The 25,556-nt window shown below is 64.7% G+C and carries 23 protein-coding genes, 1 tRNA gene and 1 pseudogene; 14 read left to right on the top strand and 11 right to left on the bottom strand.

Features of this window, described 5'->3' with window-relative positions:
- The first annotated feature begins 153 nt into the window (after nucleotides 1-153).
- Nucleotides 154-227 (top strand) — tRNA-Pro (locus tag G6N31_RS23700).
- A gap of 209 nt (nucleotides 228-436) precedes the next feature.
- Here G6N31_RS23700 and G6N31_RS27575 read toward each other — a convergent pair.
- Nucleotides 437-844: pseudogene (locus G6N31_RS27575) on the bottom strand (tyrosine-type recombinase/integrase); the annotation flags it as partial.
- On the opposite strand from G6N31_RS27575, the gene G6N31_RS27570 reads away from it, so the two are divergent.
- The 4 genes from G6N31_RS27570 to G6N31_RS23680 all read left to right on the top strand — a co-directional run bounded on the left by G6N31_RS27570 (nucleotide 755) and on the right by G6N31_RS23680 (nucleotide 4,051).
- The gene (locus tag G6N31_RS27570) at nucleotides 755-1,111 is read left to right on the top strand and encodes a hypothetical protein (protein WP_234815186.1); all 357 of its coding nucleotides are present in this window, start codon (nucleotides 755-757) and stop codon (nucleotides 1,109-1,111) included. The pseudogene G6N31_RS27575 and the gene G6N31_RS27570 sit on opposite strands and share 90 nt — an antisense overlap.
- A 505-nt stretch (nucleotides 1,112-1,616) precedes the next feature.
- A complete protein-coding gene (locus G6N31_RS23690) occupies nucleotides 1,617-1,814 on the top strand; it encodes a helix-turn-helix transcriptional regulator (RefSeq protein ID WP_082948431.1) in 198 nt (65 codons plus the stop codon).
- Nucleotides 1,815-1,947: 133 nt separating this feature from the next.
- Complete coding sequence (locus G6N31_RS23685; RefSeq protein ID WP_234815187.1) at nucleotides 1,948-3,510, top strand: AICE element replication initiation protein; 1,563 nt, start codon at nucleotides 1,948-1,950, stop codon at nucleotides 3,508-3,510.
- A gap of 70 nt (nucleotides 3,511-3,580) precedes the next feature.
- The gene (locus tag G6N31_RS23680) at nucleotides 3,581-4,051 is read left to right on the top strand and encodes a transposase (RefSeq protein ID WP_098002079.1); all 471 of its coding nucleotides are present in this window, start codon (nucleotides 3,581-3,583) and stop codon (nucleotides 4,049-4,051) included.
- Between the two features lie 4 nt (nucleotides 4,052-4,055).
- On the opposite strand, the gene G6N31_RS23675 is transcribed toward G6N31_RS23680, so the two are convergent.
- Together G6N31_RS23675 and G6N31_RS23670 are read right to left on the bottom strand one after the other, a co-directional pair.
- On the bottom strand, nucleotides 4,056-4,289 hold the full coding sequence (locus G6N31_RS23675; protein WP_163722346.1) for a hypothetical protein: 234 nt from the start codon (nucleotides 4,287-4,289) through the stop codon (nucleotides 4,056-4,058).
- A 1,051-nt stretch (nucleotides 4,290-5,340) separates the two neighbouring features.
- Nucleotides 5,341-6,054 carry a TetR/AcrR family transcriptional regulator gene (locus tag G6N31_RS23670; RefSeq protein ID WP_098002081.1) on the bottom strand — a complete coding sequence of 238 codons (714 nt, stop codon included), beginning with the start codon at nucleotides 6,052-6,054 and terminating at the stop codon, nucleotides 5,341-5,343.
- Between the two features lie 158 nt (nucleotides 6,055-6,212).
- Between G6N31_RS23670 and G6N31_RS23665 the strand changes: the two genes are divergently transcribed.
- From G6N31_RS23665 to G6N31_RS23650, 4 genes are all read left to right on the top strand, one after another.
- Nucleotides 6,213-6,668 (top strand): PaaI family thioesterase, encoded by a 456-nt coding sequence (locus G6N31_RS23665; RefSeq protein WP_221221718.1) that lies wholly within the window; start codon nucleotides 6,213-6,215, stop codon nucleotides 6,666-6,668.
- A complete protein-coding gene (locus G6N31_RS23660) occupies nucleotides 6,665-7,336 on the top strand; it encodes a TetR/AcrR family transcriptional regulator (protein WP_011562216.1) in 672 nt (223 codons plus the stop codon). Before G6N31_RS23665 ends, G6N31_RS23660 begins: the two co-directional genes overlap by 4 nt.
- Before the next feature lie 75 nt (nucleotides 7,337-7,411).
- Nucleotides 7,412-7,840, top strand: coding sequence for a DUF6188 family protein (locus G6N31_RS23655; protein ID WP_011562217.1), 429 nt, complete (start codon nucleotides 7,412-7,414; stop codon nucleotides 7,838-7,840).
- 93 nt (nucleotides 7,841-7,933) lie between these two features.
- Entirely contained in the window at nucleotides 7,934-11,002 is a 3,069-nt protein-coding gene (locus G6N31_RS23650) for an MMPL/RND family transporter (protein WP_098002082.1), read from the top strand.
- Nucleotides 11,003-11,501: 499 nt separating this feature from the next.
- Here G6N31_RS23650 and G6N31_RS27565 read toward each other — a convergent pair whose 3' ends face one another.
- Nucleotides 11,502-12,602 carry an XRE family transcriptional regulator gene (locus tag G6N31_RS27565; RefSeq protein WP_059161833.1) on the bottom strand — a complete coding sequence of 367 codons (1,101 nt, stop codon included), beginning with the start codon at nucleotides 12,600-12,602 and terminating at the stop codon, nucleotides 11,502-11,504.
- Nucleotides 12,603-13,103: 501 nt separating this feature from the next.
- On the opposite strand from G6N31_RS27565, the gene G6N31_RS23640 reads away from it, so the two are divergent.
- The 3 genes from G6N31_RS23640 to G6N31_RS27790 are packed head-to-tail and all read left to right on the top strand — an operon-like array spanning nucleotide 13,104 to nucleotide 15,023.
- Nucleotides 13,104-13,388: a multiubiquitin domain-containing protein gene (locus G6N31_RS23640; RefSeq protein WP_059161831.1), complete on the top strand. Its 285-nt coding sequence runs from the start codon at nucleotides 13,104-13,106 to the stop codon at nucleotides 13,386-13,388.
- The gene (locus G6N31_RS23635) at nucleotides 13,363-14,592 is read left to right on the top strand and encodes a ThiF family adenylyltransferase (RefSeq protein WP_082686420.1); all 1,230 of its coding nucleotides are present in this window, start codon (nucleotides 13,363-13,365) and stop codon (nucleotides 14,590-14,592) included. The genes G6N31_RS23640 and G6N31_RS23635 overlap by 26 nt, the downstream gene beginning before the upstream one ends.
- On the top strand, nucleotides 14,589-15,023 hold the full coding sequence (locus G6N31_RS27790; protein WP_220098541.1) for a ubiquitination-like system serine protease family protein: 435 nt from the start codon (nucleotides 14,589-14,591) through the stop codon (nucleotides 15,021-15,023). Before G6N31_RS23635 ends, G6N31_RS27790 begins: the two co-directional genes overlap by 4 nt.
- 348 nt (nucleotides 15,024-15,371) lie before the next feature.
- Here the strand turns inward: G6N31_RS27790 and G6N31_RS23630 are convergent, their stop codons facing one another.
- Nucleotides 15,372-16,934: a deaminase gene (locus G6N31_RS23630; RefSeq protein WP_163722343.1), complete on the bottom strand. Its 1,563-nt coding sequence runs from the start codon at nucleotides 16,932-16,934 to the stop codon at nucleotides 15,372-15,374.
- Nucleotides 16,935-17,620: 686 nt separating this feature from the next.
- Between G6N31_RS23630 and G6N31_RS23625 the strand changes: the two genes are divergently transcribed.
- The gene (locus G6N31_RS23625; RefSeq protein WP_098002083.1) at nucleotides 17,621-18,784 is read left to right on the top strand and encodes an MFS transporter; all 1,164 of its coding nucleotides are present in this window, start codon (nucleotides 17,621-17,623) and stop codon (nucleotides 18,782-18,784) included.
- Here the strand turns inward: G6N31_RS23625 and G6N31_RS23620 are convergent.
- The 5 genes from G6N31_RS23620 to G6N31_RS23600 form a co-directional block, all read right to left on the bottom strand.
- Complete coding sequence (locus G6N31_RS23620; RefSeq protein WP_098002084.1) at nucleotides 18,778-19,710, bottom strand: M56 family metallopeptidase; 933 nt, start codon at nucleotides 19,708-19,710, stop codon at nucleotides 18,778-18,780. The genes G6N31_RS23625 and G6N31_RS23620 overlap by 7 nt on opposite strands.
- Nucleotides 19,707-20,081, bottom strand: coding sequence for a BlaI/MecI/CopY family transcriptional regulator (locus tag G6N31_RS23615; protein ID WP_098002085.1), 375 nt, complete (start codon nucleotides 20,079-20,081; stop codon nucleotides 19,707-19,709). The genes G6N31_RS23620 and G6N31_RS23615 overlap by 4 nt, the downstream gene beginning before the upstream one ends.
- Nucleotides 20,072-20,950 (bottom strand): cytochrome c biogenesis CcdA family protein, encoded by an 879-nt coding sequence (locus G6N31_RS23610; RefSeq protein ID WP_098002086.1) that lies wholly within the window; start codon nucleotides 20,948-20,950, stop codon nucleotides 20,072-20,074. Before G6N31_RS23610 ends, G6N31_RS23615 begins: the two co-directional genes overlap by 10 nt.
- Nucleotides 20,947-21,714 (bottom strand): DsbA family protein, encoded by a 768-nt coding sequence (locus G6N31_RS23605; protein ID WP_098002087.1) that lies wholly within the window; start codon nucleotides 21,712-21,714, stop codon nucleotides 20,947-20,949. Before G6N31_RS23605 ends, G6N31_RS23610 begins: the two co-directional genes overlap by 4 nt.
- Nucleotides 21,715-21,789: 75 nt before the next feature.
- Nucleotides 21,790-22,851 (bottom strand): L,D-transpeptidase, encoded by a 1,062-nt coding sequence (locus G6N31_RS23600; protein ID WP_308207662.1) that lies wholly within the window; start codon nucleotides 22,849-22,851, stop codon nucleotides 21,790-21,792.
- Between the two features lie 401 nt (nucleotides 22,852-23,252).
- On the opposite strand from G6N31_RS23600, the gene G6N31_RS23595 reads away from it, so the two are divergent.
- On the top strand, nucleotides 23,253-24,179 hold the full coding sequence (locus G6N31_RS23595; protein ID WP_234815188.1) for a phosphatase PAP2 family protein: 927 nt from the start codon (nucleotides 23,253-23,255) through the stop codon (nucleotides 24,177-24,179).
- 3 nt (nucleotides 24,180-24,182) lie between these two features.
- Here G6N31_RS23595 and G6N31_RS23590 read toward each other — a convergent pair whose 3' ends face one another.
- Nucleotides 24,183-25,532, bottom strand: coding sequence for an MBL fold metallo-hydrolase (locus tag G6N31_RS23590; protein WP_098002088.1), 1,350 nt, complete (start codon nucleotides 25,530-25,532; stop codon nucleotides 24,183-24,185).
- Nucleotides 25,533-25,556: the final 24 nt, after the last annotated feature.

The raw sequence follows: 25,556 nt of genomic DNA, 5'->3' as shown, positions 1-25,556 counted from the left end.
CGAGCCCGGTCATGTCGCCCTCGTTCCCTTCGGATCTGTTGGTCAGTGTGCATAACGCCACCGACATGTGAAATCCATCCCGCGGCGTGTCGCGGCGGGACAGGGCGTTTGGCTTCCGAGCCGTGCGGTGCGATACGCTGTCGTGGCTTCACGCGGGGTGTGGCGCAGCTTGGTAGCGTGCTTCGTTCGGGACGAAGAGGTCGTGGGTTCGAATCCCGCCACCCCGACTCGTGTGTTCGCAGGTAGAAGGCCCTGACTGGTTCTCCAGTTCGGGGCCTTCTTTCGTTCCAGTCCGCAGTTGGTCCGCAGCAGCTTTTAGGGACTTGGTTCGCGCGTCGTCCAAAGCCGCGGAAACCATCTCCAGATCATCTGGGAACAGGTCGGCGTAAGTGTCCAGGGTCAGCCCCGCCGAGGCGTGCCCCAGCATGGTCTGCACGGCTTTGACATTGGCGCCGGCACTGATGGCAAGGGATGCGGCGGTGTGACGGAGATCGTGCGGAGTTACGACTGGGAAGGTCGCATCCTTCTCGAGGACCCGCTTGACCGCTTTGTTGAAGACTCGGCGGCGCCAGTTCGACACTCTCAGAACTCCGCCTTCGGGCGCGGCGAAGATGAGGTCATCGGGCTTCTTCCCAATCATCAGGACGGCCAGTTCGTCAGCAAGAAATGCGGGGAAAGGCACCATCCGCTGCTCGTACGACTTGGGTGACGACCACTCCAGTTGCCCTTCGACCTCTGTCACGGACTCCCGGACGTGGATGCGACGTCGAAGCATCTTCGCGTCACCGACGCGCAGCGCCGCCATTTCTCCCCAGCGCAGACCGGTGTAGGCCAAGAAGCGCACGACCGTCGCATCCGGCCCGACTTCAATCGCGAGCTGCTCCACCTGCCGGTGCGTCAGATACCCGCGCGGCCGCCGCTTGCGGCGAGGAAGCTTGATCCCCGCACACGGATTGCGCGCGATCCGTCGATCCTCGACCGCCATCTCCAGTACCTGACGCAAGATGCCGACGGCATTCTCAACGGTGGCGGCCCCGGCACCCGAGGACGTCATCGAGTGGACCCAGGCACGCACGTCCGTCGTCTGGACGTCGGCGACGGCGACCGCTGACCACCGCGGCTCGACGTACACCGGCCAGGTGTACCTCCGAGTCGACGCGGTGGTTTTCTTGAGATGGCTCTGCGTTCCGACCCATTTCGCATACAGTTCGCCGACGCTGACGCGACCCGCCTTCGGCGCGACATAGGCGCCCGTCACCTGCATGGCAGTGATCTCATCGAGCCAGGCTTGAGCATCCACTTTGCGATCGAAGGACCTGGTGTTTTCTTGCCCCTGGTCGTCGACGTAGCGGGCCAGCCAGCGACGCCCTTTGTTGGCCCGCGCTGTGGGGCTGCCGTCTGCCCGCCGCCAACGATCCTCGACGCCGGCCCGGCGGTTACGTCTTTGCATAGTCTGCTCCTCCGTCACCGTAAGTGTGCCACTGAGCGCCGACAGCTACTGACAAGAAACGGATTTCACCAAATCAAGACCAAAGTTGGCTGTGGTGGTGGACGGATCGACTTCTCTGGTGTCACCGTTGGCTCAGTTGAACCGACTGTGATTCAGGAGGAATGTGATGGAATTGCTTGGAGCTAAACAGGTATCGCAGATGATCGGTGTCCCGGTTGGGACACTGCGGTACTGGAGACACTCGGATATCGGACCGGCGAGCTTCACCTTGGGCCGCCGTGTCGTGTATCGGCGCGATGAGGTTCTTAGGTGGATTTCGCAGCAGGAGAGCGCAACCCGACGCGGAGGCGGCGACGCTGCATGAGGCCCGCATATGAGAAAGACCCCGGGGGCTAGCCGAGGTCTTTCGTTCGAACCACCCGATCGCTCAACCGGAAGTTCCTCATGAGAATAGCCCGTCATGCCCGCCCGCAGAAGCACCGCAGGCAGGAAACCCTATGAGTGCCAACAACGAAAGCGACAAGAAGTCCGTCGCCGCGCGCCTGGTCTGCATGGCGCAAGAGCGGTACCTCCTCGGCGTCTCCGAAGACGGAGAGCCTTTCGGCGCTGACCGAACCCGGCCTCATCTGGCGATTCTGCTGCGCGCGGGCAAGGCCGGCCTACGCGCCCAACTCGCCTCCCGCTATTTCGCGGAGACCGGCACCGTGGCCGGCGGCCAGGCCCTCACCGACGCCACCCTGGTCCTCGAAGGCCTGGCCGCCAACCAGAGACCTGAGAAGCTGCATCTCCGCATCGCTGAGCACCGAGGAATCAGCTACATCGACACCGGACGAACCGACGGGAAAGTCATTCGCATCCACCGCGGCGCCTGGTCGATCATCGACACTGCCCCGGTACGGTTCTTGCGCACCAAGCTGACAGCGGCGATGCCGCTACCGCCCCCATCCGGCGATGTGAACGGGTTGTGGGATTTCATCAACATCGCCTTTGAAGACCGTCCCGTGTTGCTCGCAGCGCTCATCGCCGCATTGATTCAGTGCGATGTGCCGCATCCGGTCCTGGCGCTCTTCGCCGAGCAAGGCAGCGCCAAGACCACGACAACGCGCATGCTGGTCGACCTCATCGACCCCGCCCCCGTTGCGCTGCGCCAGCCGCCTCGCGACGCCGAATCCTGGGTGACCGCCGCCGCCGGCTCGTGGGTTGTCGCCCTCGACAACCTGTCAGCGATCCCGCCTTGGTTGTCGGACTCGCTGTGCCGCGCCGCCACCGGCGACGGCAACGTCAAACGCGCGCTCTACACCGATGCTGACTTGGCCGTGGTCAAGTTTCGGCGCTGCGTCATCATCAATGGCATCGACGTCGGAGCGGTGCGACCCGACCTCGCCGAACGCATGGCGATGATCGACTTGCGACGCATAGAGCGTCACATGCGACAGCCGGAGGCCACGATGCGACAACTGTGGCACGCGGCTCTACCTGGCATTTTGAGTGGGCTACTCGAACTGGCCGCGACTGTTCATCACCGTCTGGAAACGCTGGTGATAGATGATGCGCCACGGATGGCGGACTTCGGTCGCGTGCTGGCGGCGGTCGACCAGGTCTTGTCGACTGATGGCTTACGGCGCTACACCTCACGCGCGGACCAACTCTCGGAGGACAGCCTGGCAGGCAACCCGTTCATCGATCAGCTGCGCCAGCACGTCCGAGAACCGTTACGCAGCCAGTCCGGCGCTGACCTACACACCGCCGTAACCCCTGCTGGCGACCATTGGCGACGCCCGAAGGAATGGCCCCGCAACGGCCGCGAGGTGACAAGTCTGCTCCGCAGACACGCACCGGCGCTGCGGAAACTGGGATGGGTGATCGAAGACGACGGGGCCCGCAACCATCGCAACGTTCTGCTCTGGACGATCTATCCGCCGTCCGAAGATGTCGCGGTCCTCCGAGCCTCGCAATCCTCGCACCCCTCGCTGCGACGGCCCACCCCTTCCTCGATCACTGTCGCTGAGAACCACGCGGCTCGCCCTGACGACGAACGCCACGACGACCTCTCCGCGTAGCAATCCCACATTCGACGAGTTGTCAGTGCCTACGGGCATTATCAGGACAAGCCGTAAGGGAGCAGCCACGATGAGTCTTGACGAAGATCTGGAGAAACTGGCCACCGCCGCGATCAGCGACTGGCCCGAGAGCACCTTGTGCGGCCAACTCGATGCCGCGATCCAAGGCCTCTACCGAACACATCTGCCGTTCCCACCCTCCTGGCCCCCCGACGAACGCGAGGAGTTCATCAAGGAACACGCCGACACCGACGCACAACAGCTGGCCACCCAATTCGACGACACCATCGACACCGTGATCGACGACTTCAGCCGACAGAACGGCCACCTACCGCAGAGTGAAGATGCATCAGAGATGATCTCCGCCGCACGCAAGACCATGGTCTACGAGTTACTGGCCAGCATCGAACATATGAAAGGTGAACTCTCCCGGCTGACGATCCACACTGCAATCCGTAGCGCAGCCAGCATGACCGGATGCAGCCCCGCCGCACGACGATCGCATAGAAACACAACCCGCAGGCTTCGCCGAATGACGTGACTTCTCACCAATCGCGGTGCGGATGAACAGCATTGGACAGGTCACGGGCGGCCATCAAGGTGACACGATCCAGCTTCTTGAGTCGGGCTTGCTCTGCTACCCGAGCGAGCACCCTCCGTAGCGCCTCACCGTCTTCCAAGACGTCGCTGGCGGCATCCATCGGTGCGTCGGGTCGGTGCGGGTCGGGCGTTCCTTCAGGTTGCTTCTGCGGTGCAGCGGCTTTCGGGACTTCGATCACGCGAATAGGCTCCCCGAAGCGCTCCGCCGCCATGCGGGCCGCCGATGCGTCCCGACGACAGGTATCCGAGCAATACAGCCGGCGGCGGCCACGCCGGGGCGAAGCTTCCTCATCAAGCATCACCGCATCGCAGCGGACACACCGAGTCGGATCGTAAGCACCATTCCCACTCGCCCCGCATGCAGTCCTCTCAACACCGTCGGAAGTCGGATCAACGCCCACGTCAGCCTTCGCGACTGCGGTATCACCGGATTTCGACCGTGCAACACCACACCGTAGCTTCGCCCGGGAACTCTTCCCCTGCCGCCTCAAGCGCTGTCGCCCTTTTCGCTTTCTTCGACTTCTTCGCCATGGCCGAACACTAGGTTCACGGCGAACCTCCGGGCCACCACCTCAGCCACATTCGACATGTACCAATTTCCGCATGCCCGAACGGGCCGTCCTCAAGTACCGAACCTCGAACCGCCAGATACCGCGACGGGTCTACTCGCTCACGCAATCAGTCGCGTCCACTTCCGTCCTCCCAACAGACCACATTGGCCGCCACCTCGCGCCCACACACCTCTTGCATTCTGGGCGGTGATCCGCTGATTTTCGACGGACGAAATTCGTTCTCCGGTTCACGCGGCCCAGGTGTCTGGCGCGAATTCATGTACCGCTCGGACCCGATGTGGATAGAGGCCGTGGTTCAGCACCGAGATTCGTACACCATGGCGCACCATGCGCATCGAGAGTCGTCGGGCAGTCGGAATCCCTCTGCGGGCACGTCAATGGCGCAACCTGCCACACGAAGTCGGCGCACCGGCGCTGGTGAACCCGGCGCCCTATTTCTCGGTCAAGACGGCTTACGGCGGGGACGTCCCGAGCTGTCTACGGGCGGATCCTCCGCCGATATGGTTGATGTCCTGGCTACTACTCAGGGATCAAATCTTTCCGCGGTCGAACGTACTTCGCATCCGGCTCTTGCCTGCGATCGGAGTTGGGTTAAACGGCTCCACCTTGAGCATTTGAGGGATGCTGTGGTTGCCGACAGAGCCGCCACGTGCCGGTATCAGGTGACTATCTGCCTAGACGGACGGCGCGGCCCGTCTGACCGCCGCGTGGTTCTGGGCTTCGCCTGGTCGCCACCGTAATCCCTGGTCTTACAGTGGGCGGCGAGGAAATCGTCGACGATGTTCGCGCAGTCCTTGTGGGTTACGGTGCGAATCCCGGTCATGCGTGCGAAGGCCAGCGGGCCGACGAGTTGGCACAGCGCCAATTCAAGGTCGAAGTCGTCGAGTTCGGCTCGAGCTTTATCGCCGTTGAGTAGCGCGTCGAACGGTTGTCGGTACTGATCGACGACTCGGGCCCGCAGAGCCCCGGATGCGTGGCGATCGTCGGTCTCGTCTTTGGCGCCGGTCGGCCCGAGTGAGAGCCATGCCAGGGTGGTGACGTGCAGCGGGGCGTCGTTGAACAGGGCGGCTTGGCGGCTGAGCAGCTCAATCAGTTGATCGCGCAGGGAACCGCTGGTGGGTGCCGGTGTGGTCACCTGCGGCAGTAGCCGCTCGAACGTGGCGGCAAGCAGATGCGACGAGCTCTGAAAATGCCGATAGAGGGTGGTGCGGGCAACCTTGGATGCTTTGGTGACGGCATCGATGGTGACGGCCTCGACGCCTCCGGTGCTCAGAAGTGTTGCGGCAGCGTCCAATAACCGGTTGCGTGACCGTATCCGCCGCGGGTCGATGTCCTCGTCATCGTGCAGGGATGGCTGACTGCTGTCGCTCACGGGGTCACCTCGGCGGTCGATTTCAGGCGATGTCGCGCACGACAGTCTAGCAGTTGTGGTACCAAGAGTATCGCAGCGAAACTAGATGTACCGGGAGTGTCCTCGTGCCAGAAACTGCAGTACCGTCCGAACGGCTACCTTCGCACACCCCGACGTGCATGGGGTGCGGCCCGGCCAACCCGCACGGCCTGCATTTGGAGGTCCACCGCAGTGCGGATTCGGTGTATGCCGATGTCACGTTCGACGAGCGTCACATTGGAGCCCCAGGCTTGGCGCATGGTGGGGCGGTGGCCGCCGCCTGCGATGACGTGCTGGGCTTCACGTTGTGGATCGCCGGTACGCCGGCGGTGACGCGCACGCTGACGGTGGAGTATTTGCAGCCAGTGCCGTTGCACCAGCCCCACCGGATCACCGCGCACATCAGCGCCCGTGAGGGGCGGGCGCTGCATATTGCGGCGACCGGGACCTGTGAGGGGGTCACCCGGTTCACTGCGAGCGCAGTGTTCGTTGTGGTCGACACCGCGCATTTCGCCGCTCACGGCGACGTCAGCGGTTTCGGTGAGATCTTCGAGCAGCTCTCGCGCCGCAGCGGCGTCAACGGCCAAACGCCATGAGTGTCGCCAGCACTCGCGTGAGCAGCAATCCCGCACAGAATCAGGGCAGTTCAGCTGCCGACCAGGTCCACGCAGCTGAGGTGCCGCGTTCGCGTGCCTCAGCGCGTCGCCGCGAAGCGATCATGGATGCCGCGCTGGCTGTTGCTGCCACGGGCGGTTACGACGCGGTCCACATGCGGACAGTCGCCGAGCGAGTCGGTATCGCCGTGGGCACTCTATACCGCTATTACCCCGCCAAAACCCACCTGCTGGTGGCAGCGCTGACCCGAGAATTTCAGCGCCTCGACGTCTCCGGCGACTGGTCAAGCGGTGCCGGCACACCGCAACAGCGATTGGATCGACTGACCGCCCACCTACACGACCGGTGGCAGCGCGACCCGCTGCTGACCGACGCCATGACCCGGGCCTTCGCCGTCGCAGACACCCGCGCCGCTGCGGAGCTCGACCGCGCCGCCGCAACGATTGAAATCCTGCTGGCCCGCACCCTCGGGGGTGGCGAGCCGACACCGGCAGATCTGTGTGTCGCCGGCGTTATCTCCGACATCTGGCTGGCCAACCTCGTTGCCTTCATCAGTGGGCGCGTGTCGGCAGCCGATACCCGCGATCGCATCGACCGGGCCACCCGCAGAGTCATCGACAGGGCGGCCCCGAGCACAACCGCACCGTAACGCTACTTCTGGTATCGCAGCGATACCTGTCGTACTCTTCAGGTACGGCTCAACGATGCGTCGAAGGAGAAGGCCATGTACACCCAATGGATTGAAGACTGTGTCGTGCAACGTGTCTCTGTGCGCGACGGCTTGGTGTTGGACCTTGACGACTACAACGAGGTCGTGATCTCGCGCCCCTTGCTGCTCACCCTGCCTGCGGCCGGCCGCTTTCCCACCGAGGCGGTACTCATCAACCCCTTGCGGATCTCGGTGCATGAGCGCCCGCTGCTCAATCTGGCCGGCGCTGTGTGCACCCAGGCCTGGTCTGGTGACGACGGAGGTCTGCATCTGGCCTTCTCCCGCGGGCACCGCATCGACGTCGATCCCGACGAGCAGGTCACCGCATGGGAGCTGTACGGAAAGCGACATGGATACATGGCTTGCCTACCTCAGGGGCGAGTCCGTGTGGTCCGGCACGACATCCCCGACGACGACGACGCCAACATCGTGAACCGACGATAGGCCCGCTCCAGCTGGCGCCGACCAACTGCGAACCACTTCGCTACATGCTGTAGCGTAGCGCTACTGATAGTATCGTCGACCAGGGGAGGTTCGGTGACCGACCGCACGACAGGCTCCTCGACAGCACCTGCAGCCCCAACTCGCCGGCGTGACAGCCCTTCCGCCGATCCCGCACACAGCCGCGAGTACAGCGCCCGGCTGGCAGCGCTGGGCCGATTCACAGTGCGGCACAAAGCATTAACCATCGGGGTGTGGATCGGCGCCGCCATCATCCTGGCGCTGCTGTTCCCGCAGCTGGAGACGGTGGTGCGGCAGCAGTCGGTGGATCTGATACCGCGCGACGCCCCGTCCCTGCAGACGGTGGAGCGGATGAGCACGGCCTTCGGCGAGCAAGGGTCGAAAACCGTGCTGATTGTGGCCATGGAAGATCCTGCCGGGCTGACCCCTGCGGCCCAGCAGCGCTACGACCGCCTTCTGGAGCGGCTGCGCGCCGACAGTGAGCACGTGTTGCTCGTGCAGGATCTGCTGGCCGATCCGGTCACAAAAACCCAAGCCGTCAGCGCCGACGGCAAATCGTGGTATCTGCCGGTCGGAGTGACCGGCACGCTGGGTGACCCCACGGCCGCCGAGTCAGTCAAGGCGGTGCGTGACATCACCGCCGAGGTGTTCAGCGACTCCACCACCACCGCGCACGTCACCGGACCGCCGGCGACGTTCAGTGACATGATCGCCTCCGCCGAGCACGATCTGCTGTTGATCTCGATCGCCACCGCCGGCATGATCGCCCTGATCCTGCTGATCGTCTACCGGTCGGTGTTCACCGCACTACTGCCGCTGCTGGTCATCGGACTGAGCCTGGCCGTCGGGCGCGGCGTACTGTCCGCGCTCGGCGAGATGGGTATGCCGGTGTCCCAATTCACCGTCGCGTTCATGACCGCGATCCTGCTCGGCGCCGGCACCGACTACACCGTGTTCCTGATCAGCCGCTACCACGAGCAGCGCCGCGCACAGGTGCCGGCGGATCAGGCCATCATCCACGCCACCGCCAGCATCGGCCGCGTAATCCTGGCCTCAGCAGCCACTGTCGCACTCGCCTTCCTGGCGATGGTGTTCGCCCGCTTGAGTGTGTTCGCCGCCCTGGGCCCGGCGTGCGCCATCGCCGTTCTCTTCGGTTTCCTGGCCACAGTCACCCTGCTGCCACCAGTGCTGGCGCTGGCAGCTAAACGTGGCATCGGTGAACCCAAATCCGATCGCACCCGTCGCTACTGGAACAGTGTCGCCGTGGCGGTGGTGCGCCGCCCGGTGCCGCTGCTGATCGTCAGCCTCGTCATCCTGCTCGCACTGTCCGCGGTAGCCGTGACCATCAAAATCAGCTACGACGACCGCAAAGGCCAACCTGCCACCACCGCCAGCAACCAGGGCTATCAGCTGCTGGACCGCCACTTCCGAAAAGACGTCGTCATCACCGAATTCCTCGTCGTCGAGAGCCCCACCGACATGCGCACCGGCAAGGGACTGGCCGACCTCGACGAAATGGCGTCCCGCGTCTCCCAGGTTCCCGGTGTCACCAAAGTCTCCGGTGTCACCCGCCCCACCGGGGAACGCCTCGATCAAGCGCAACTGGCCTGGCAAAACGGTCAAATTGGAGACAAGATGGCCGGCGCAGTCGCCGACGGCAACGCCCGCCGAGACGACCTCACGAAACTCACCGACGGCGCCGATCAACTCGCCGGCGGACTGGCCCAACTCGACACCACCGTGCGCACCGCCCTAGCCCCCCTGGCGGGAATCCTCACTCAAGCCCAATCCGCTGGCACTCAGGTCAACCAGTTCCGACCACTGCTGCAACAACTGTCAGCGACCGCCCCTGCGGTCGATCAGGCCATCCAATCCGGCCCAGGACTACGCCCCCTGGCCGACCAGGCACAACACGCGATCACCACTTTGGAGCCGCTCGTGGGTGCCCTCAACACCTCGCCGTGGTGTGCCACCACACCCCAATGCGCCCAGATCCGCGACCAAGTACAGATCCTGATCACACTGCGCAACAGCGGATTCTTCAACCAGATCGCCGACCTCGGCGACCGCTATGACCCCGCCAGCAATGCCACCGTCGCCGGAACACTCACCAACGTCCAGAACGCCGTCACCTCACTCGACAAGGCCTTCGGGGCCCTCGGAAACCCCGCTGACCTGGCCGGCAACCTGCGCCGCCTACAAGACGGGATCGGCCAACTCGCCTCCGGCGCCCAAGCGTTGGCCACCGGTGTGCGCACCCTGGCCGACAGCAACATCGACATGCTCTCCGGGATGAGCCAGATCGCCACCCAGCTACAAAACTCCGCACGCGCGGCACAGGACTCCGACTCATCAAGCGGTTTCTACCTGCCCGCCAACGCCTTCGAGAACCGCCAATTCACCGACGTCGCCAAGCAATTCCTCTCACCCGACGGCAAAACAGCACGGTTCATGATCGAAACCAGCCACGACCCCTACAGCGTCGAAGCCATGGACCTCGCCAACCGCATCACCAACACCGCCAACACCGCACGGCCCAACACCTCGCTTTCTGACGCCACCGTCTCTGTCGCCGGCTTCCCAGCCGTCAATTCCGACATCCAACGGCTCCTGTGGGCAGACTTCGCCCAACTGGCCCTCGCCACCACCATCATTGTCGGCATCATCCTGGTGCTGCTGCTACGCGCACTACTGGCACCGATCTATCTTCTCGGCACCGTCCTGCTCAACTACCTCGCCTCGATCGGATTCGGCGTCCTGGTATTCCAATGGATCCTCGGCCACGAAATCGCCTGGCCCGTGCCTCTGTTGGCATTCATCATCCTCGTCGCCGTCGGAGCCGACTACAACATGCTGCTCGTCTCCCGACTACGCGAAGAATCCGGAAGCAACATCCGCGTCGGCGTGCTGCGCACCGTCGCCAACACCGGCGCCGTCATCACGTCCGCCGGCCTCATCTTCGCCGTCAGCATGTTCGGCCTCATGGTCGGCTCGGTAGCCATCATGATCCAAGCCGGCCTCATCATCGGATTCGGACTACTGCTCGACACCTTCCTCGTACGCACCCTCACCGTGCCCGCCATCGCCACACTCCTACGCGAAGCCAGCTGGTGGCCCACCAAACCAAACACCAGCACAACCTGAACACCGCTTCGCGCCGTCGCCCATACGCGGGGAAGTCAACAGGCATACGAATCAAAAAGGTGGCGACCGGCTGCCAACCAAACCCGTCAGCGTGGAATTCGCCCCGCCCGAATATGACCCCTACGCCAGTACGGCGGCCGGTTATCGACGGACGAAAAGCGGTCGACACGCCCGGACGGTCGCTTTTCCCTTGCTCCGCTTTGGCTTTCGCGCGGCATCTGTCTAGTACGAAGCGGTGTTGGATTTGCACCTTTCGCGTAGCCCTCAGCCACTTCAGTCTCGACGGACGTAGAGCAGTAATGTGGCACCGACAACCGGTTATAGGAGGACTCAAGACCTCCTTATTTGCCACGCAACGCACGCAAATCGCACCCTCCGCGACTACCTCGACAAATCAGCCAGCAGACGAGTCACGCGAGGAAAGCGAGGTTTAGCCACGTACTCCGTCTTCCAGTTCGAGACTCGGCTTAAGGCCAGCGTCTCATCCAGCATGGCTCTGCTATTTCCAGTGAGGTAGGACATCGCTGACCGAAGGGGCATTCTTCGCCAGTGTCGTTCGCCAGTCCAAGCGACCCCGCTTCTGCAATTGGCCAATCAGCACGATGCGCGCGAGTCCGATTTTGGCTGCCGTCTGCTCTATCCATGCCGCGTTGATACGAGAGGGCATTGAGGGGCACCCGTTTGGAAAAATCCAGTCACCCGCGTTGTCGTTCGCTTCTCTCTCTCGGGTTGACTCCTGTGCATGACTGTCTTCCAAGTCCTCGACGATGGGGCCCTCATCAACGTGGCCTCGGAGAATGTGTGCAATCTCGTGGAGCAAGGTGAACAGGACTTTGTCGAGTCGCTTGCCGCGTCCAGATAGGCCGATGACTGGCTGGCCATCCACGAACAGTGCGCACCCGTCGATCTTGGCGCTTGGTAGTGCTTCGACGTACACCAGCCGGACGCCGGCGTCACGCAATTGGTCAGGCAGCGTTGCGAAGTCGTCAGCTGACTTCACCGACCGCGGGAGTGATGCGGCAAGTTTGGCTAGCATTTCGGGCGAATATTCACCGGCTGGGAGTAGCTTCCTAGCTTGTTTACGAACGCAGGCGACCCATGCTTGCTGCAACATGGTGATGCCTTCACCGTGGTTCGCGCGTTTGGCTGCTGCTCCATGCTCGGGCTGGTCATTTATGGAAGTAAGTTCGAACAGGTCCATCACCTCGGCTTCCAGCTCGTCCAAGGTCGAACCGGTAAGGATCTTTCTCTTCTGTAGAAGTTGAATGGGTGCGAGCTGATTGAGTCGTGCCCGGCGGCGTACGTCGTCAAGTTTCGCTTGCGTCGTCTGATTCTTTGCTTGTTGGGCCAGGAAGAACTGGTCCTGCAGATTCAGCCAGAACTCCGGCGATTGGGAAAGGGCGGCACCAATTTGGGCGGCCGACTCTCGGGTGATCTCCTTTTTCCCGGTCACAATCTCGGACACGAATTGGGTGGGGCGGTCAATCACCGCGGCGAAGTCGGCCTGAGACCATCCGCGGGCTTCGAGTTCCTCGCCCAGGAGTTCGCCGACAGGTGTCTGATCAATGGGTAGTGGGTCGTTGTGTGCGGTGTTGCTCATCGCAGGGATTCCATCTCTACTGCCAAGACTCCGAAGACCACAGCGCCGTGGTTTTCGGAGCTCCTGAACTTGAGGTCAATAACGCGGCCCGAACTCAACGTGGCCCGTGCCCGTGTCGGGTCACCGGAGTGGTCGGGTTCAATCCGCAGCAAGCGCATGTTCCGCAGGTCAGTTTCGACGTGAGCGGCACGTGCGCACTGGATGAGACGGTGGAAGTCCCGGATCTCGCGGTCAGTCCAACCCGCCGGCCGGAACTCGGGATCTAGGGCGAGGCGGCGCAAGCCCTCGTCCGAGTACGCCCGTTCCATGCGTCTGCTCTCCATCACCCATCGGCTGAAGACGGATATCAGCCGGTCATAGCACCTTAACGCCACCTCGTCGACCTGCGGCATTCTGACGCGCTGTGAGTACTCGTCATTCGATCATCACCTTAGGGGTGATTCCATGATACATTCGATGCGAGTGACAGAGCTCCGATATCCACGTAGAGAGGAACCGGTAATGACGGCAGTGAGCCAGGAGTTGAGCAAGAAGAAGAAGGACAAGGAGTACAAGGTCGTCATCAACGGCACCGAGACCTTCTTGGAGCACGACCGGATCACCTACGAAGAACTGGGCGAACTGGCCTTCCCGGGCCACGATCCGGCGGCCATGTTCACCGTCACTTACCGCCACGCCGATCCGTCCCATGGCGGCAAGGCCAGCGGGACCCTGGTGGCCGGTGAATCGGTGAAGGTCAAGAAGAAGGGCACCGAGTTCCATGTTCGACTCACGACTCGTTCGTAATAGCCCAGATCTGGCCCGCCTGGTGCAGGACGGCTTCGCCGTGCGCATCGTCAACGCGTTCCTCGTCGTAGATGACATCCCTTTCGTGGATGACAACGCTCAGGTTCAGCTGGGGTCCTTGTTGTGCCCCTTGGACCTGAGCGGTAACACCACCGCTCGTCCCAGCACCCACGTCATGTGTTTCGTCGGCGGCGTCCCCCGCGACAAGAACGGCCACGCCATCGACGGCCTGGTCAACGACGGCGTTGAGAAGTGGTCCGCCACTGCAGAGCTCACCGCCAGCTGCGGCTTTTCGCAGAAGCCCGCTGGCGGTGGTTACTCCGACTTCTACGAGAAGGTCACGTACTACGCCGCAATGATCGTTGGTCCAGCCCAGGCCAAAGATCCGGACGTGACTCCGTACAGCTATAAGCCGGTGCAAACCGACGAAGACGACGGTGTGTTCCTCTACGCGGACACCTTCTCCAGCCGCGCGGGCATTACCGACCTGAACGACCGGCTCACCCTCGACAAGGTGGTGATCATCGGTCTCGGTGGCACCGGCGCCCATCTCCTGGACGCCCTCGCCAAGACCCCGGCTCGGACCATCCACCTCTACGACGGTGACGTTTTCCGCACTCACAACGCATTCCGCGCTCCTGGCGCCGCGTGCCTCGAGGACCTCACAGCCGGCAAGAAGAAGGTGGACTATTACACCGCGATGTACTCCATCATGCGGCGCGGCATCGTCCCTCACCCTGTCAATATCACCGCCGAGAACGCGCACGAGCTTCTCGACGCAGACTTTGTGTTCCTTGCGATGGACTCCGGGCCGGACAAGAAGGCCATCATCGACACCCTGACCGCTGACGGAATTCCCTTCATCGACACCGGCGTCGGCCTGAGCAAGGACACCGGAGGCATCAACGGCCAGCTCCGCATCACTACCTCCACCCCCGAACAGAGCGAGCACATCACAAAGGATTGCCTGATCTCCTATTTCGCCGGTCAGGACGCCGAGTACGACACCAACCTCCAGGTAGACGAACTCAACGCCATGACCGCCAACCTCGCCCTTATCCGTTACAAGAAGCTCCTTGGCTTCTACACCGACGGAGAAGGTGAACACCACACCGTCTACGTCGTCGACAGCGGCGATCTACATCATCGGTACGGCATCAGCGACAACCCGCCTTCAGACGCTGACGACGGCGACGCAGCATGAAGAATAAGTCCCTCGTCCCGGTATTTACCGAGTCCATCCCCGCGGACCTCGAACCGGGAACCCTCTACATCTCCATGCGCTACGAAACATCAGTCCACCTGTGCGCCTGCGGATGCCACACCAAGGTCGTAACACCGTTCGGGCGCCATGACTGGACATTCACCTTCGACGGCACCGTCTCACTCCGCCCCTCCATCGGTAACGGGCAACAGGCCTGCAGATCGCACTACAACATTCGCAACGACCGCATTGAATGGCTCCCCACCATCTCGAAGCGGGCCACCCAGCTCGCGAGCGACCGAGACCGAGCAGCGCACACACAGCCCCCCACTCCACGGTCCCTCAAACCCTGGTGGCGCCGCATCTGGGACCGCGTACAACGGGCCTTCGGACGGCCACGAGAAGGCACGCCCGGCTGTTCGAAGCACTAAATACCTTGAGTTCGAAGCTGAACTGGGTTGGCTAACTCAAAGCCGGTCAGCGCGCCGTACGTCGGCACAGCGAGGACTATTTTGCCACTAGTGGCGAAGTGTCCGTGCGGAGGTCGCAACCCTACGTGGTCAGGCTTCCCAGGACGTTCCACAGTATGGTAGCCAGCGTCATTACGGATCTACCGTCGCCTGTATTCGGCCTGATGCTGCGCTCTGGTTGAGGCCGACTCAAACTGGGCATTGAGCACTTCCCGACGACGTTCTGGGAGCGATCTAGCAGTGGTGCGAGCAGCGAGAATGGCCTCCCGTCGGGTTTGTCTCTGGTTGGGTCGATCAGACTCTGACATGTCAATCCTCCACGTCACTCGCTGTGTCAGAAGGTACCCCATCGCCTTCGTTAGATTCAGTATTGCCCTCGGGTACGACATCCACGCCGCCGCGAGACAGATCTAGTTCCTGAGGATCGGGCAACCGCTCGATCGCTGTAACCTCCCGCTCATTGATCAAGCTGATGGTCACGTTTGAATCAACCTTGGGATCGGCCAGTTTCCGCTCAGTATCAGTCCATGATTTACGAGTGCCGTCAGATAGTTTGCGATCCTCTACCACCGCAAACAACTTCTGATACCGGGTTGGAGCGACACCAGTGAATGCTCGAAATGTTTTACTGACCGTTCTTCCATACATCGTCGCTGCGCGACTTTTGGGATACGGCTCCAAATAGACGACAGGTAGCCCCAAAGCTACTAGGTGCTTCGCACACCCGTGACACGGATAGGCCGTCACATACATCGTCACATCCTTGAGCGAAGATTGCGCGTGTATTGCATCAAGTAAAGCTGACATCTCGGCATGCACGGTGGGCTGAAATTCGGTAAGATCTCGAATCTGAGCTGATTTCAGAGCACCATCAAGAAGTTCGCGGGTGAATCCATCCGGATCTTCTTCCAGTTTTTCCTGTGCGGATTCATTCAGGTAGTTGGGAGCTAGATTCTGTATTGTATCGAGAATTAGTTTACCAATATCTGAAGCATTCTCATCGAATGCAGGCGATTGCGTTTTCTCCTCCGGATGCGCATTCACACCCATTGCGATGACACGATCATCTTCAGCTAGGATTGCCGCCCCGACCTTAAGGCCCAATTCTGGTGACCGCGTGCTGCTTATAGTCGCCAGCTGCATTCCATACTCTTCACATGTCGGTACCGGATACTCCGGCCGGCCGAACAACAGGTCTGCGAAACGAGCTATTTGGCGTTCAGGATCGGAATCCATATCGACAAAAACATCCGACAAGGGAAAGGACCGCATCGTGTTCTGGCCGAAACTACTAGACTCACGAAGATCGCGCTCCATCAGGATGCTGACGCTCGACTCAATTTCGCCCGCAGTCTTGGCGAAGGATTTGGACCTTTCTTTCGAAATCAGAAAAGATCGTCGGTTATCGTCTGCCGACTGCAAACCAAATTGGATGTATCTGTCTCCATAAAGATTTCTGAGCTGGTACACCTCTTCAACCCTCTTTATGGAATCCAAAATGTAGGCGACCCGATCGAGCGCGGGATCAGCATCTCTCCGACGTTCGCGAATGTCCAAAACCCCGCATAATGCAACTGCCGCCGCGGTCCCGCTGCGTTCGCACAACTCATCTCCGGCGTCAATAAGCGAATTAATGCGGTCCGCCTCGGACATATTCTTCAGCTGCGGGGCATTACTCATGTACATCTCCGAGAAAAGCTCGCTTAGATGAACGCGGTGCACGACATAGCCGAAGGTACTTAGTTGTTGTGTTAGCGCGGACACGAACCTGTCGCGGTCTACTCCAACAGGACGAACTATTCCGAAGATGAGTTCGTTCCAGACTGAAGCAAGGTCTGGGTCGTATGCCGCGACGGCATCCTGATCTGTCATCGGAGGTTCATTCCTAGAGCGAGTCGTGGCGGTCCGTCTTCGCAGAAAGTCGCGATCCATTCATCATTGCCTACAATGGCTCGCAGGTGGAGCGATCAAGGAAGAGCGGATCGTGAACAGGCCAGCCTGAAGTGCGCCGACCTCCCTCGCAGAGCATATCGTTGACCAAGGCTGCGGTTCATTGCCCTATTCGCCGGTAGAGACCTCCGTCGTACGGCTACCGCCGCGCACAGGCAAGTTAGACGCCAGCTCATGGATCCAGGACCGTTGCCTCAACCGGTCCCCTGACATCAGGCTATTCATAAATCCACCTCTGGACACGCCCAAAATTGCTGAGCGACAGCGGCTGATCAGCCCTGACGTTCATCGCGGCCCCGCGCATCCGTCCAGTCCGCAGACAGTCCGCAGCACAGTTGCACTTCGCCCAGCTCCACTCAACCCCGCCAACACCGCTGAACTGCTACTTCTCACTCCACCCAACGCATCGAGCTTATTCAAACACCCTGGTGCCGTGGTTCGGGACGAAGAGGTCGTGGGTTCGAATCCCGCCACCCCGACTCGTGGTGAGAGGCCCTGACCGGTTATCCGGCTCGGGGCCTTCTTGCGTTGGCTGCCATCTACTCTCGGCCGCCGCGCCGGCCGACCGGCCCGGTGCCGCATTCCGACGATCCGTAGCCTCGAGGTTCATGGCGCTCTCCACGGACATCCGGATCGGCGTCGCCGGGGCGGCAGTGGTCGGAGTCGCCTTCGGGATGGCCCGCTACGCCTACGGTCTGACACTGCCGGGCATCCGGGCCGAGCTGGGGCTGTCGGAGTTGGTGCTCGGATTGATCGCCAGCGCGACCTTCGTCGGCTATCTGGGCGGGCTGCTGCTCGCCGGTCCGCTGGCCGCGCGCCGCGGGTCGCGCGCCCCGACCACGGTGGGCGGGGCGTGCGGTGCGCTCGGAGCGCTGATCGTGACGGTCGCGCAGTCTCCGTGGCTGCTGGCCGTCGGCGCCGTCCTGGCCGGAGGGGCGGGCGGCTGGGTGTGGGCGCCCTACTCCGACATCGTCACCCGGACCGTCGCCACCCACCGGCGCCCCAGGGCGTTGGCAGTCATCACCACGGGCACCAGCGGCGGGCTCGTTGCGCTCGGCGGCCTGGGGGTGTTCGCCGCGCTCGGGTCGTGGCGACTGGTCTGGGCCGGCATCGCGGTGGCCGCGGTGCTCGCCGCCGTCGTGAACCTGCGCCTGGTGCCGCGGACCACGCCGCCCGCGCCCCGGGAAAGCGGGGGCGACGCCCCGTCCCTCGCCCGCACCTTGCTGGTCCCGGCCGGTTACTCGGTGGTGTACTTCGCGGCGATCGTCATCTATTTCACCTACGCCGCCGACCTCGTCGACCGCGGTGACCTGCCCGCCGGCGCCGTCCCGGCGCTCTACGCGGCGATCGGTGTCACCGGGATGCTCGGGGTGGCGACCGGCGCGGCCGCCCAGCGGCTGGGCACCGGCAGGGTCGCGGCGCTGTGCCTGACCCTGGTCGCCGTCGCGCTCGCGCTGCTCGGGCTGGCCGGTGGCTCGGTGGCGGCAACGGCAGTCTCGGCGTGCGTCTTCGGTGTCGGCTACATGGCCGGGTCGGCCGTGCTCGCGGTATGGACCGCCGAACTGGTGCCCGACCGCGCCGGTGCGGCCTTCACCGCCTGCCTGGTGGTGGGTGCGGTCAGCTCTGTCGCGGCGCCCGCCGTCGCCGGAGCGGTGATCCCGGGACTCGGGTTGGAGACCGTTCTGGTGGTGACCGGGGCGGTGGCGCTGTTCAGCGGTGGCGCGCTGCTCCTGCGCCGGCGTGCGCCAGGTCGGGCGACGGGTCCTCAGTAGGCGCACAGCGTCAGCGCGACGGCCGGCGCCAGACAGGTCGCCGCGATGGCCAGGCCCAGCGACCACTCGCGAAATCGCCAGCGCGAGACCGACGCCGGCTGCGCCAGCCGCAGCATCCGGTCCAGCACCGCGGTGCCCGCCGCGGCCAGCGCCCCCTCGGGAAGCGGACGTCCGGTACTGAGCAGGAACAGACTCTTCAGCAGCGGCTCGCGGCCGTGGCGTCGGGCGGCTGCATCGTCGGCGCACATCTCCAGCAGCGCCGGGACGGCCTGGGCGGCAGCCCGCATCAGGGGCAGGCGCGGCAACGCCGCGGCGAGCGCGGTCACCGCCCCGACGACGTGGTGGTGTCCGCCGCGCAGGTGGGCACGCTCATGGGCCAGCACCGCGTCCAGGCCCGTCGGGTCGAGCATGCGCAGGGCCGCGGAGGTCACCACGATGGCGCGACTTCCCCCGCCGGAAACGCAGTAGGCGGTGGGCTTCTCGGCGCCGATCACCACCACATCGCGATCGTCGACGCGGCGTCCGACGATCTGCACCGCGTCGGCGTGGTCGCGGTTGCGGTGGCGGGTGCGCAGCAGCGCCGCGACCAGCCGGCGGGCGGTGTGCAGGACCACTGCGACGGTCGCCGCCAGCAAGCCGAGCACCACGACCGTGGCGACCGACCCCGGCAGGTGGACGGCGTCGGTGAGGCCGAGCGTCTCGACGCAGAATGTCGGCGTCGACCTGGTGACCACGGCATGGACGGCGCCGACCACCAGGATCGCCGCCGCGCCGACCCACGCCGCCAGCGCCGTGCCGATCGCGACCAGCCAGCCGGTGACCAGGAGCCGGGGATGCCTCGTGGCGGCACCCGGGCCGGCGAGCACGGCGGGCGCCAGCCAACTCAGCGCGACCGCATAGACGATCAGAAAGGTCACGGCGTTCATGCGTCATCTCCGGTGGACAACCGGTGGAAGGCTTCCCGCAGCCGTCCCGACTCGTCGTCGCCGATCTGCTCGAGGAAGAAGTTGAGGATCAGCTCGCGCTCGCCCCCCGACTCGAACACCGTGCGCATCAGGTTCGCCGAATGCTCCTCACGGCTCATCGTCGGACGGTAGTGATAGGCCAGACCGACCTTGTCCCGCAGCAACCAGCCCTTCCGGAACAGGTTGTCCATCGTCGACATCACCGTCGTGTACGCGATCTGGCGGGTTTGGCTGATCTGCCCATGGACGTGGCGAACGGTCAGCGGTTCGGTGGCCGACCACAGCACGTCCATCACGACCGCTTCGAGATCGCCGAACTGTCTCAATGCCATTCGTCTGTCCCCACTGCGCCCGTCGTTTCCTGTGGCTCCGGCGGTCGGCGCCGAGCCCACCTACGTAGCAGGATAGTAGACCGCCAGCCGAGCAGTCCGCCGACGACGGCCAGCAGCAGGCCCGGATCGGTCACCCCGGCCGCCACCCGGCTCAGCCAGATCTGCAGCTGATACTGCGCGTCGACGTCGAGCACCCCGCCGAGATTGGCGGTGCCGTCGGTGACCAGGAACACCGCGCCGATCAGGATCAGCGCCGCGCCCGTCCACAGCGACGTGGTGTGGGTGCGCCACCGCCCCAGCCGCACCGGCCGCCCCCGCAGCCAGCCCTTGCGGCCCACGTCGAAGCGTTCCCACAGCACCGCCAGCACGAACAGCGGCGCGGCCATACCCAACGCGTACACGCCCATCAGCAGACCGCCGTAGCCGGGATCGGCACCCATCGCCGACATGGTCAGCACCCCGCCCAGCAACGGGCCGGCGCAGAAGCCGGCCAGGCCGTACACCGCACCGAGGGCGACCACCGACAGCGTCGTCGAGATCGTGATCCGGCCGGTGAGCCGCTGCGCGGCTGCTGAGCCGAATCCCTTCCCGAGCAGCGTCAGGACGCCGAAGCCGATCACGACGACACCGCCGATCACCGTGATCTCGCCGCGGTAGCGCGTCACGGCAGCCCCGACGGCGCCGACGCCGGCGCCCAGCGGCACCAGTACCAGGCACAACCCCGCCCAGAACGCGAGGGTGCGCCGGACGAGCAGGCTGACATGGTCGAAGGCGTAGGCGAAGAACGACGGCAGCAGCAGCGCCGAGCAGGGACTGAGCAGCGACGCGAGACCGCCCAGAAAAGCCCCGGCCAGCCCGATGCCGGTCACGCGGCGGCCGCGGCCTCGTTGACCGCCGCGACGAAGACCTCGGTCGGCTGGGCGCCCAGCATCGGGACGCCGTTGAGCACGAACGCCGGCGTGCTGGGCACGCCGATACCGGTGCCTTGCGCCAGATCGGCATCGATGGCGGCGTCGAACTCGGAGCTGCGCATCTGCGCGGCGAACCGCTCGAGGTCGGCGACGCCCGCCTCACGGGCGAATCCGAGCAACGCGTCATCGGTGAGGTCGCCGTGGCCGCGGTCCGGCGCCGCCGCGAACACCGCACGATTGAACTCCCAGAATTTCCCTTGGGCAGCGGCGGCACGGCCCGCGCGGGCCGCCTGCATCGACTGGTCCCCGAAGATGGGCAGGTCCCGCCACTCGATCCGCAGGATGCCGGCATCGACGAAGCGGTCCACCAGCACCGGCTCGGTGTCTCGGCTGAACTTCGCGCAGAACGGGCAGCGGTAGTCGGCGAACATCACCATCACCACCGGCGCGGCCGGGTCTCCCAGGGCCAGCGGGTCGTCGGCGACCCGCCGCTCGACCGCCAACGCCGACGTGTCGCCGCCCGCCGCAGGCGCCGGTGCCTCCGCAGACGGGTCGCCGGCGGAGGGTTCGAGGGCCGAGGCCGCCGGCGCCGGCGCGTCGGCCGGTCCGACATCGGCCTTCGCGTTCATCACCAGGACCAGGATCAGCGCGACCGCGATGACGACGAGGCCGCCGATCACGATCACGTCCCTGCCGACACTGGCCCGCCGGGAATCAGCCACGCTCGCCCTCCGCTTTCCGTCATCAATATCTACGTACCTACGGCGTAGGTACGTAGATATTGATACCACGCCCGATCACCTCAACGCGCTTCCCTGTCGCCACTGGTCCCACGAAAGGCTCCAGTCGCCGTTCAACGCCAGCGGCAGCGGGTCACCGCCGGTGTTGCGCACCTCGACGACGTCGCCCGGTCGGACGAACTCGTAGAACCAGCGCGCATTGTCGGCGTTGAGGTTCAGGCAGCCGTGCGAGACGTTGGTGTTGCCCTGAGCCCAGACCGTGCTCTCGAGCTGGTGCAGATAAATTCCGTTGTGGCTCAACCGAACTGCATTCTCGACGGTCAATCGATATCCGCCGCTGTCCACCGGCAGCCCGTAGGTGGAGGAGTCCATGACGACGGACTCCGACTTGTCGAGCACGGTGTAGACACCGCGCTGGGTCCAGAACGCGAGGGTGGTGCCGCCGATCGTCTGCGTGCCGCCTTTGCCCATCGACGTGGGCATCGTACGGACCAACTCGCCGTTCTCGAACACGTCGATCTGCTTGGTGCGATCGTCGGCGACCGAGATGCGGGCCTCACCGATGCGGAAGCTCACCGCACGGTCGGCCGCGCCGTAAACACCGTCCCCGAGCGGCATGCCGTAGATGTTCGCCGCCACCGAGACCGCGGTACCGGGCGTGTGGTACTGCCTGGGCCGCCAGTGTGCGGTGTGGTCGTCGAGCCAGTACCAGGAACCGTCGACCTGTGGTTCGGTGGTGACCCGCAGGGCGCGCTCGGCGGCCGCGTGGTCGGGAATGGCCCGGTCGAAGTCGGCGACCACGACGACGCCGACACCGTAGGTGGCGCCCTCGCGCAGCGCCGCACCGGACGTGGCGGTCAGCCGCACCCGGGCCTGCGACTGCGGTGCCAGGGTGGTGAACGTCGACACCTCGCGTACCGGCGGTCCGTCGCCACCCCGGCCGACGGCCTCGAGTGTGTAGGTGCGCCCATACCCGAGCGGGACCGCGGGTTGCCACGCCGAGCCGTCCTGCGACAGCTCACCCGGCACCCGCTTACCCTGCTCGTTGCGCAGCCAGACCTCGCCGACGCGGCCGCCGGTCACCGAAACCTTCACCGCACCGACCGGCTCGACGTCCACCGCACCCGCGGCCCGGGGTGATGACGACGTTCGCAGGCGCAGCCGCGGGCTCCGGCGCGCGGGCCGCCTCCACCGGGTCGGCGCCGCTCAAGGTCACCACGGAGCCGACGATCAGGGCGAGGAAGGCCGCGACCGCGGCGGCGCGCGCCGCCATGCGTCGTCGAACCGATGACACGGGAAACTCCTCGGTGCGGGGCGGTGACCGCCGATGGCAAGACATAGGTACGTATCTACGTCGTAGATACGTAATCACGTTAACAGCGAGGGCGGCACCCGGCTCCCGGCTGCTGCACGCGCTAGGGTCGGGGCCCGAGACGAACTGGCCGGGATTCCGAGCATCACACCGCGGCGATCTGGGCGTTTCCGTTATCGAGGGCGACCGAACGAGAGGGGCTGCGCCGGTGGCGGTGCTGCAGCAGCGGAGGGCTGTCGACGGTGACCGCCGGCTCCGGCGCGCCCCATACCGGTGGGCGGCGGTACTCAGCGTCGCCGCGCTGTTCGGCACCGCGGTCTACCTGCTGGCCGTGCAGACCACCACGGGTCAGCGACTCGAGGATGCGGCGCTGCGCGGCGCCAACCAGGTCGACCCCGAGCTGCGGCGAGTCGCGTTGGAGGCGTTCCACACGATCTCGGTGACCTCGCAGCTGGGTGCGGCGGCCATCGTCGCGCTGATCGGGCTGCTGCGCCGCCAGGTGTGGCTGGCGGTTGCCGGTGTCGGCGTCATTCTCGGTGGCCAAGCCCTCACCCAGGTGTTGAAATACCGCGTGCTCTCGCGCCCCGACCTCGCGGCGGCAGAGGGGACGTTCGCCGAGAACACCCTGCCCAGCGGGCACACCACAGCCGCGATGTGCCTGTTGTTCGCGACACTGATCGTGATGCCCTACCGCTTCCGCGGCATCGCGATGTTCGTGACGCTGACCTGGGCGGTGGGCATCGGCGCCTACACCGTGGTCATCAAGGCCCACCGACTGTCCGACACATTGGCCGCCAATGCGGTGGCGCTTTTCGTCGCAGCTGCCGCCGCGCTGCTGCTGGCCTGGACCGGCCGGATCCGCGCGGTGGTCTCGCCGGACGCCCGCCGCTACACGTTGCGCACGATCTTCGTCGTCCTGGTCGCTGCCGTCGGGACGGCCAGCCTGACACTGGGCACGCTGCAGATGCTGTTCGCCGCGTCCGCCTACGTCAACGACGAGCCCACCACGTGGCGGCTGTTTCTCGCGTCGCAGTGGCTGGCCGCGGCCGGCTCGATCAGCGCTGCGCTGCTGTTCTGGTGGACCTGGCATCGCCTGGAGACCAAACGGCGCGGAGATCCCGCGGCCAGCCGCTGACGTCTACTGCTTCGTCAGCCCGAGCTCGCCGGCTTTGTCGAACGCGTCGTCGATCAGCACGACGTCGTGGCCGGCACGGTCGAGGTAGGACGCCGCGATCGACGAGCGATAGCCCGACGCGCAGTGCACCCAGACCTGTCCGGCGGGCACGTCGCCGAGCCGGCCGGGCAGCTCGTGCAGTGGAATGTTCGCGGCGCCGGGGATGTGCTCCTGCTCGAACTCATGGGTCTGGCGAACGTCGAGCACCGCCACGGTCTCGGCCGAACGCGCCTCGGCCAACTGCGCGAAGTCGGCGACCCGATAGGACCCGAGCGGGGCCCCGTCGCGCAGGTCGTCGATGTCGCCGGTGGCGGCGCCGGTGAGCCGGTCCACACCGATGCGCACCAATTCCCGCTTGGCGTCGGCGATCTGGTCGCGGGATTCACCGATGAGGGTGACCGGGGCACCCCAGTCGTAGAGCCAGCCGAAGTAGCTGACGAACGAGCCGGACAGCTCGAAGCCGAGCGTGCCCTGCAGGTGCCCGGCGGCGAACATGGTGCGGTTGCGCAGGTCGACGACCCATTCGCCGGCCTCGATCCGCCGGCGCAGTTCGGCCGGATCGATCGGCTCGGGCGGGGTCAGGTCCGCCGGCTGCGGCCCCTCGCTGTTGATGACGCCCATGTGCGCGTAGTACGCGGGATAGGCCGACAGCCCCGCGAGGAGTTCGTCGACGTAGCTCTGCTCGTCCTGGGTCAGCGCCGGGTTGGTCGTGCGTTGCTCCCCGATGGTGGACTCGTCGCCCGACGCCGGGGTGGCCGAGCAGAAGCTGCCGAATCCGTGGGTCGGGTAGATCGGGGTGGCGGCGGGCAGCCGGTCGGCGAGCTTGTGCACCGAGTGGTACTGCGCCCGCGTGAGTTCCTCGGTGTCCTCGGGCCCGATCAGGTCGGTGCGACCGGTGGTGCCGAACAGCATCGAGCCCCCGGTGAAGACGCCGTGGACGTCGCCGCCGCTGTCGCGCAGCACGTAGCTGACGTGGTGGTGGGTGTGGCCGGGGGTGTGCAGCACCTCCAGCTGGATCGGGCCGGCGTCGATGACGTCGCCGTCGGCGACCGCGCGGCGCGGATAGCCGACGTCGTCGCCGGCGGGTACCGCGTACTCGGCGCCGACGATGTTCGACAGGTCCAGCCCACCGGTCACGTAGTCGTTGTGCAGGTGCGTTTCCAGCACGTGGGTGATGCGCACATTGCGCTCCCGGGCGAGGTCGAGTACCCGGTCGATGTCGCGCTGCGGGTCGATCACCACGGCGACCCCGTCGTGGGCGACGAGGTAGCTGCGGTCCCCGAGGCCGGAAGTTTCGATGATGGCGACGTCCATGATTGAGCTCCTTTGCTTGTCGTG

Source organism: Mycolicibacterium duvalii (assembly GCF_010726645.1).
In the GTDB taxonomy this organism is placed as follows: domain Bacteria; phylum Actinomycetota; class Actinomycetes; order Mycobacteriales; family Mycobacteriaceae; genus Mycobacterium; species Mycobacterium duvalii.
The sequence above is the reverse complement of the archived record's forward strand: the minus strand, read 5'-3'. Positions and strand labels throughout refer to the sequence as shown.

Coding starts and splice junctions, on each gene's coding strand:
- G6N31_RS23680 (WP_098002079.1), top strand. CDS start 3,581: ATGAGTCTTGACGAAGATCTGGAGAAACTGGCCACCGCCGCGATCAGC.
- G6N31_RS23655 (WP_011562217.1), top strand. CDS start 7,412: ATGTACACCCAATGGATTGAAGACTGTGTCGTGCAACGTGTCTCTGTG.
- G6N31_RS23685 (WP_234815187.1), top strand. CDS start 1,948: ATGAGTGCCAACAACGAAAGCGACAAGAAGTCCGTCGCCGCGCGCCTG.
- G6N31_RS27790 (WP_220098541.1), top strand. CDS start 14,589: ATGAAGAATAAGTCCCTCGTCCCGGTATTTACCGAGTCCATCCCCGCG.
- G6N31_RS23590 (WP_098002088.1), bottom strand. CDS start 25,532: ATGGACGTCGCCATCATCGAAACTTCCGGCCTCGGGGACCGCAGCTAC.
- G6N31_RS23620 (WP_098002084.1), bottom strand. CDS start 19,710: ATGAACGCCGTGACCTTTCTGATCGTCTATGCGGTCGCGCTGAGTTGG.
- G6N31_RS27565 (WP_059161833.1), bottom strand. CDS start 12,602: ATGAGCAACACCGCACACAACGACCCACTACCCATTGATCAGACACCT.
- G6N31_RS23635 (WP_082686420.1), top strand. CDS start 13,363: ATGTTCGACTCACGACTCGTTCGTAATAGCCCAGATCTGGCCCGCCTG.
- G6N31_RS23615 (WP_098002085.1), bottom strand. CDS start 20,081: ATGGCATTGAGACAGTTCGGCGATCTCGAAGCGGTCGTGATGGACGTG.
- G6N31_RS23690 (WP_082948431.1), top strand. CDS start 1,617: ATGGAATTGCTTGGAGCTAAACAGGTATCGCAGATGATCGGTGTCCCG.
- G6N31_RS23640 (WP_059161831.1), top strand. CDS start 13,104: ATGACGGCAGTGAGCCAGGAGTTGAGCAAGAAGAAGAAGGACAAGGAG.
- G6N31_RS23660 (WP_011562216.1), top strand. CDS start 6,665: ATGAGTGTCGCCAGCACTCGCGTGAGCAGCAATCCCGCACAGAATCAG.
- G6N31_RS23625 (WP_098002083.1), top strand. CDS start 17,621: ATGGCGCTCTCCACGGACATCCGGATCGGCGTCGCCGGGGCGGCAGTG.
- G6N31_RS23630 (WP_163722343.1), bottom strand. CDS start 16,934: ATGACAGATCAGGATGCCGTCGCGGCATACGACCCAGACCTTGCTTCA.
- G6N31_RS23665 (WP_221221718.1), top strand. CDS start 6,213: ATGGGGTGCGGCCCGGCCAACCCGCACGGCCTGCATTTGGAGGTCCAC.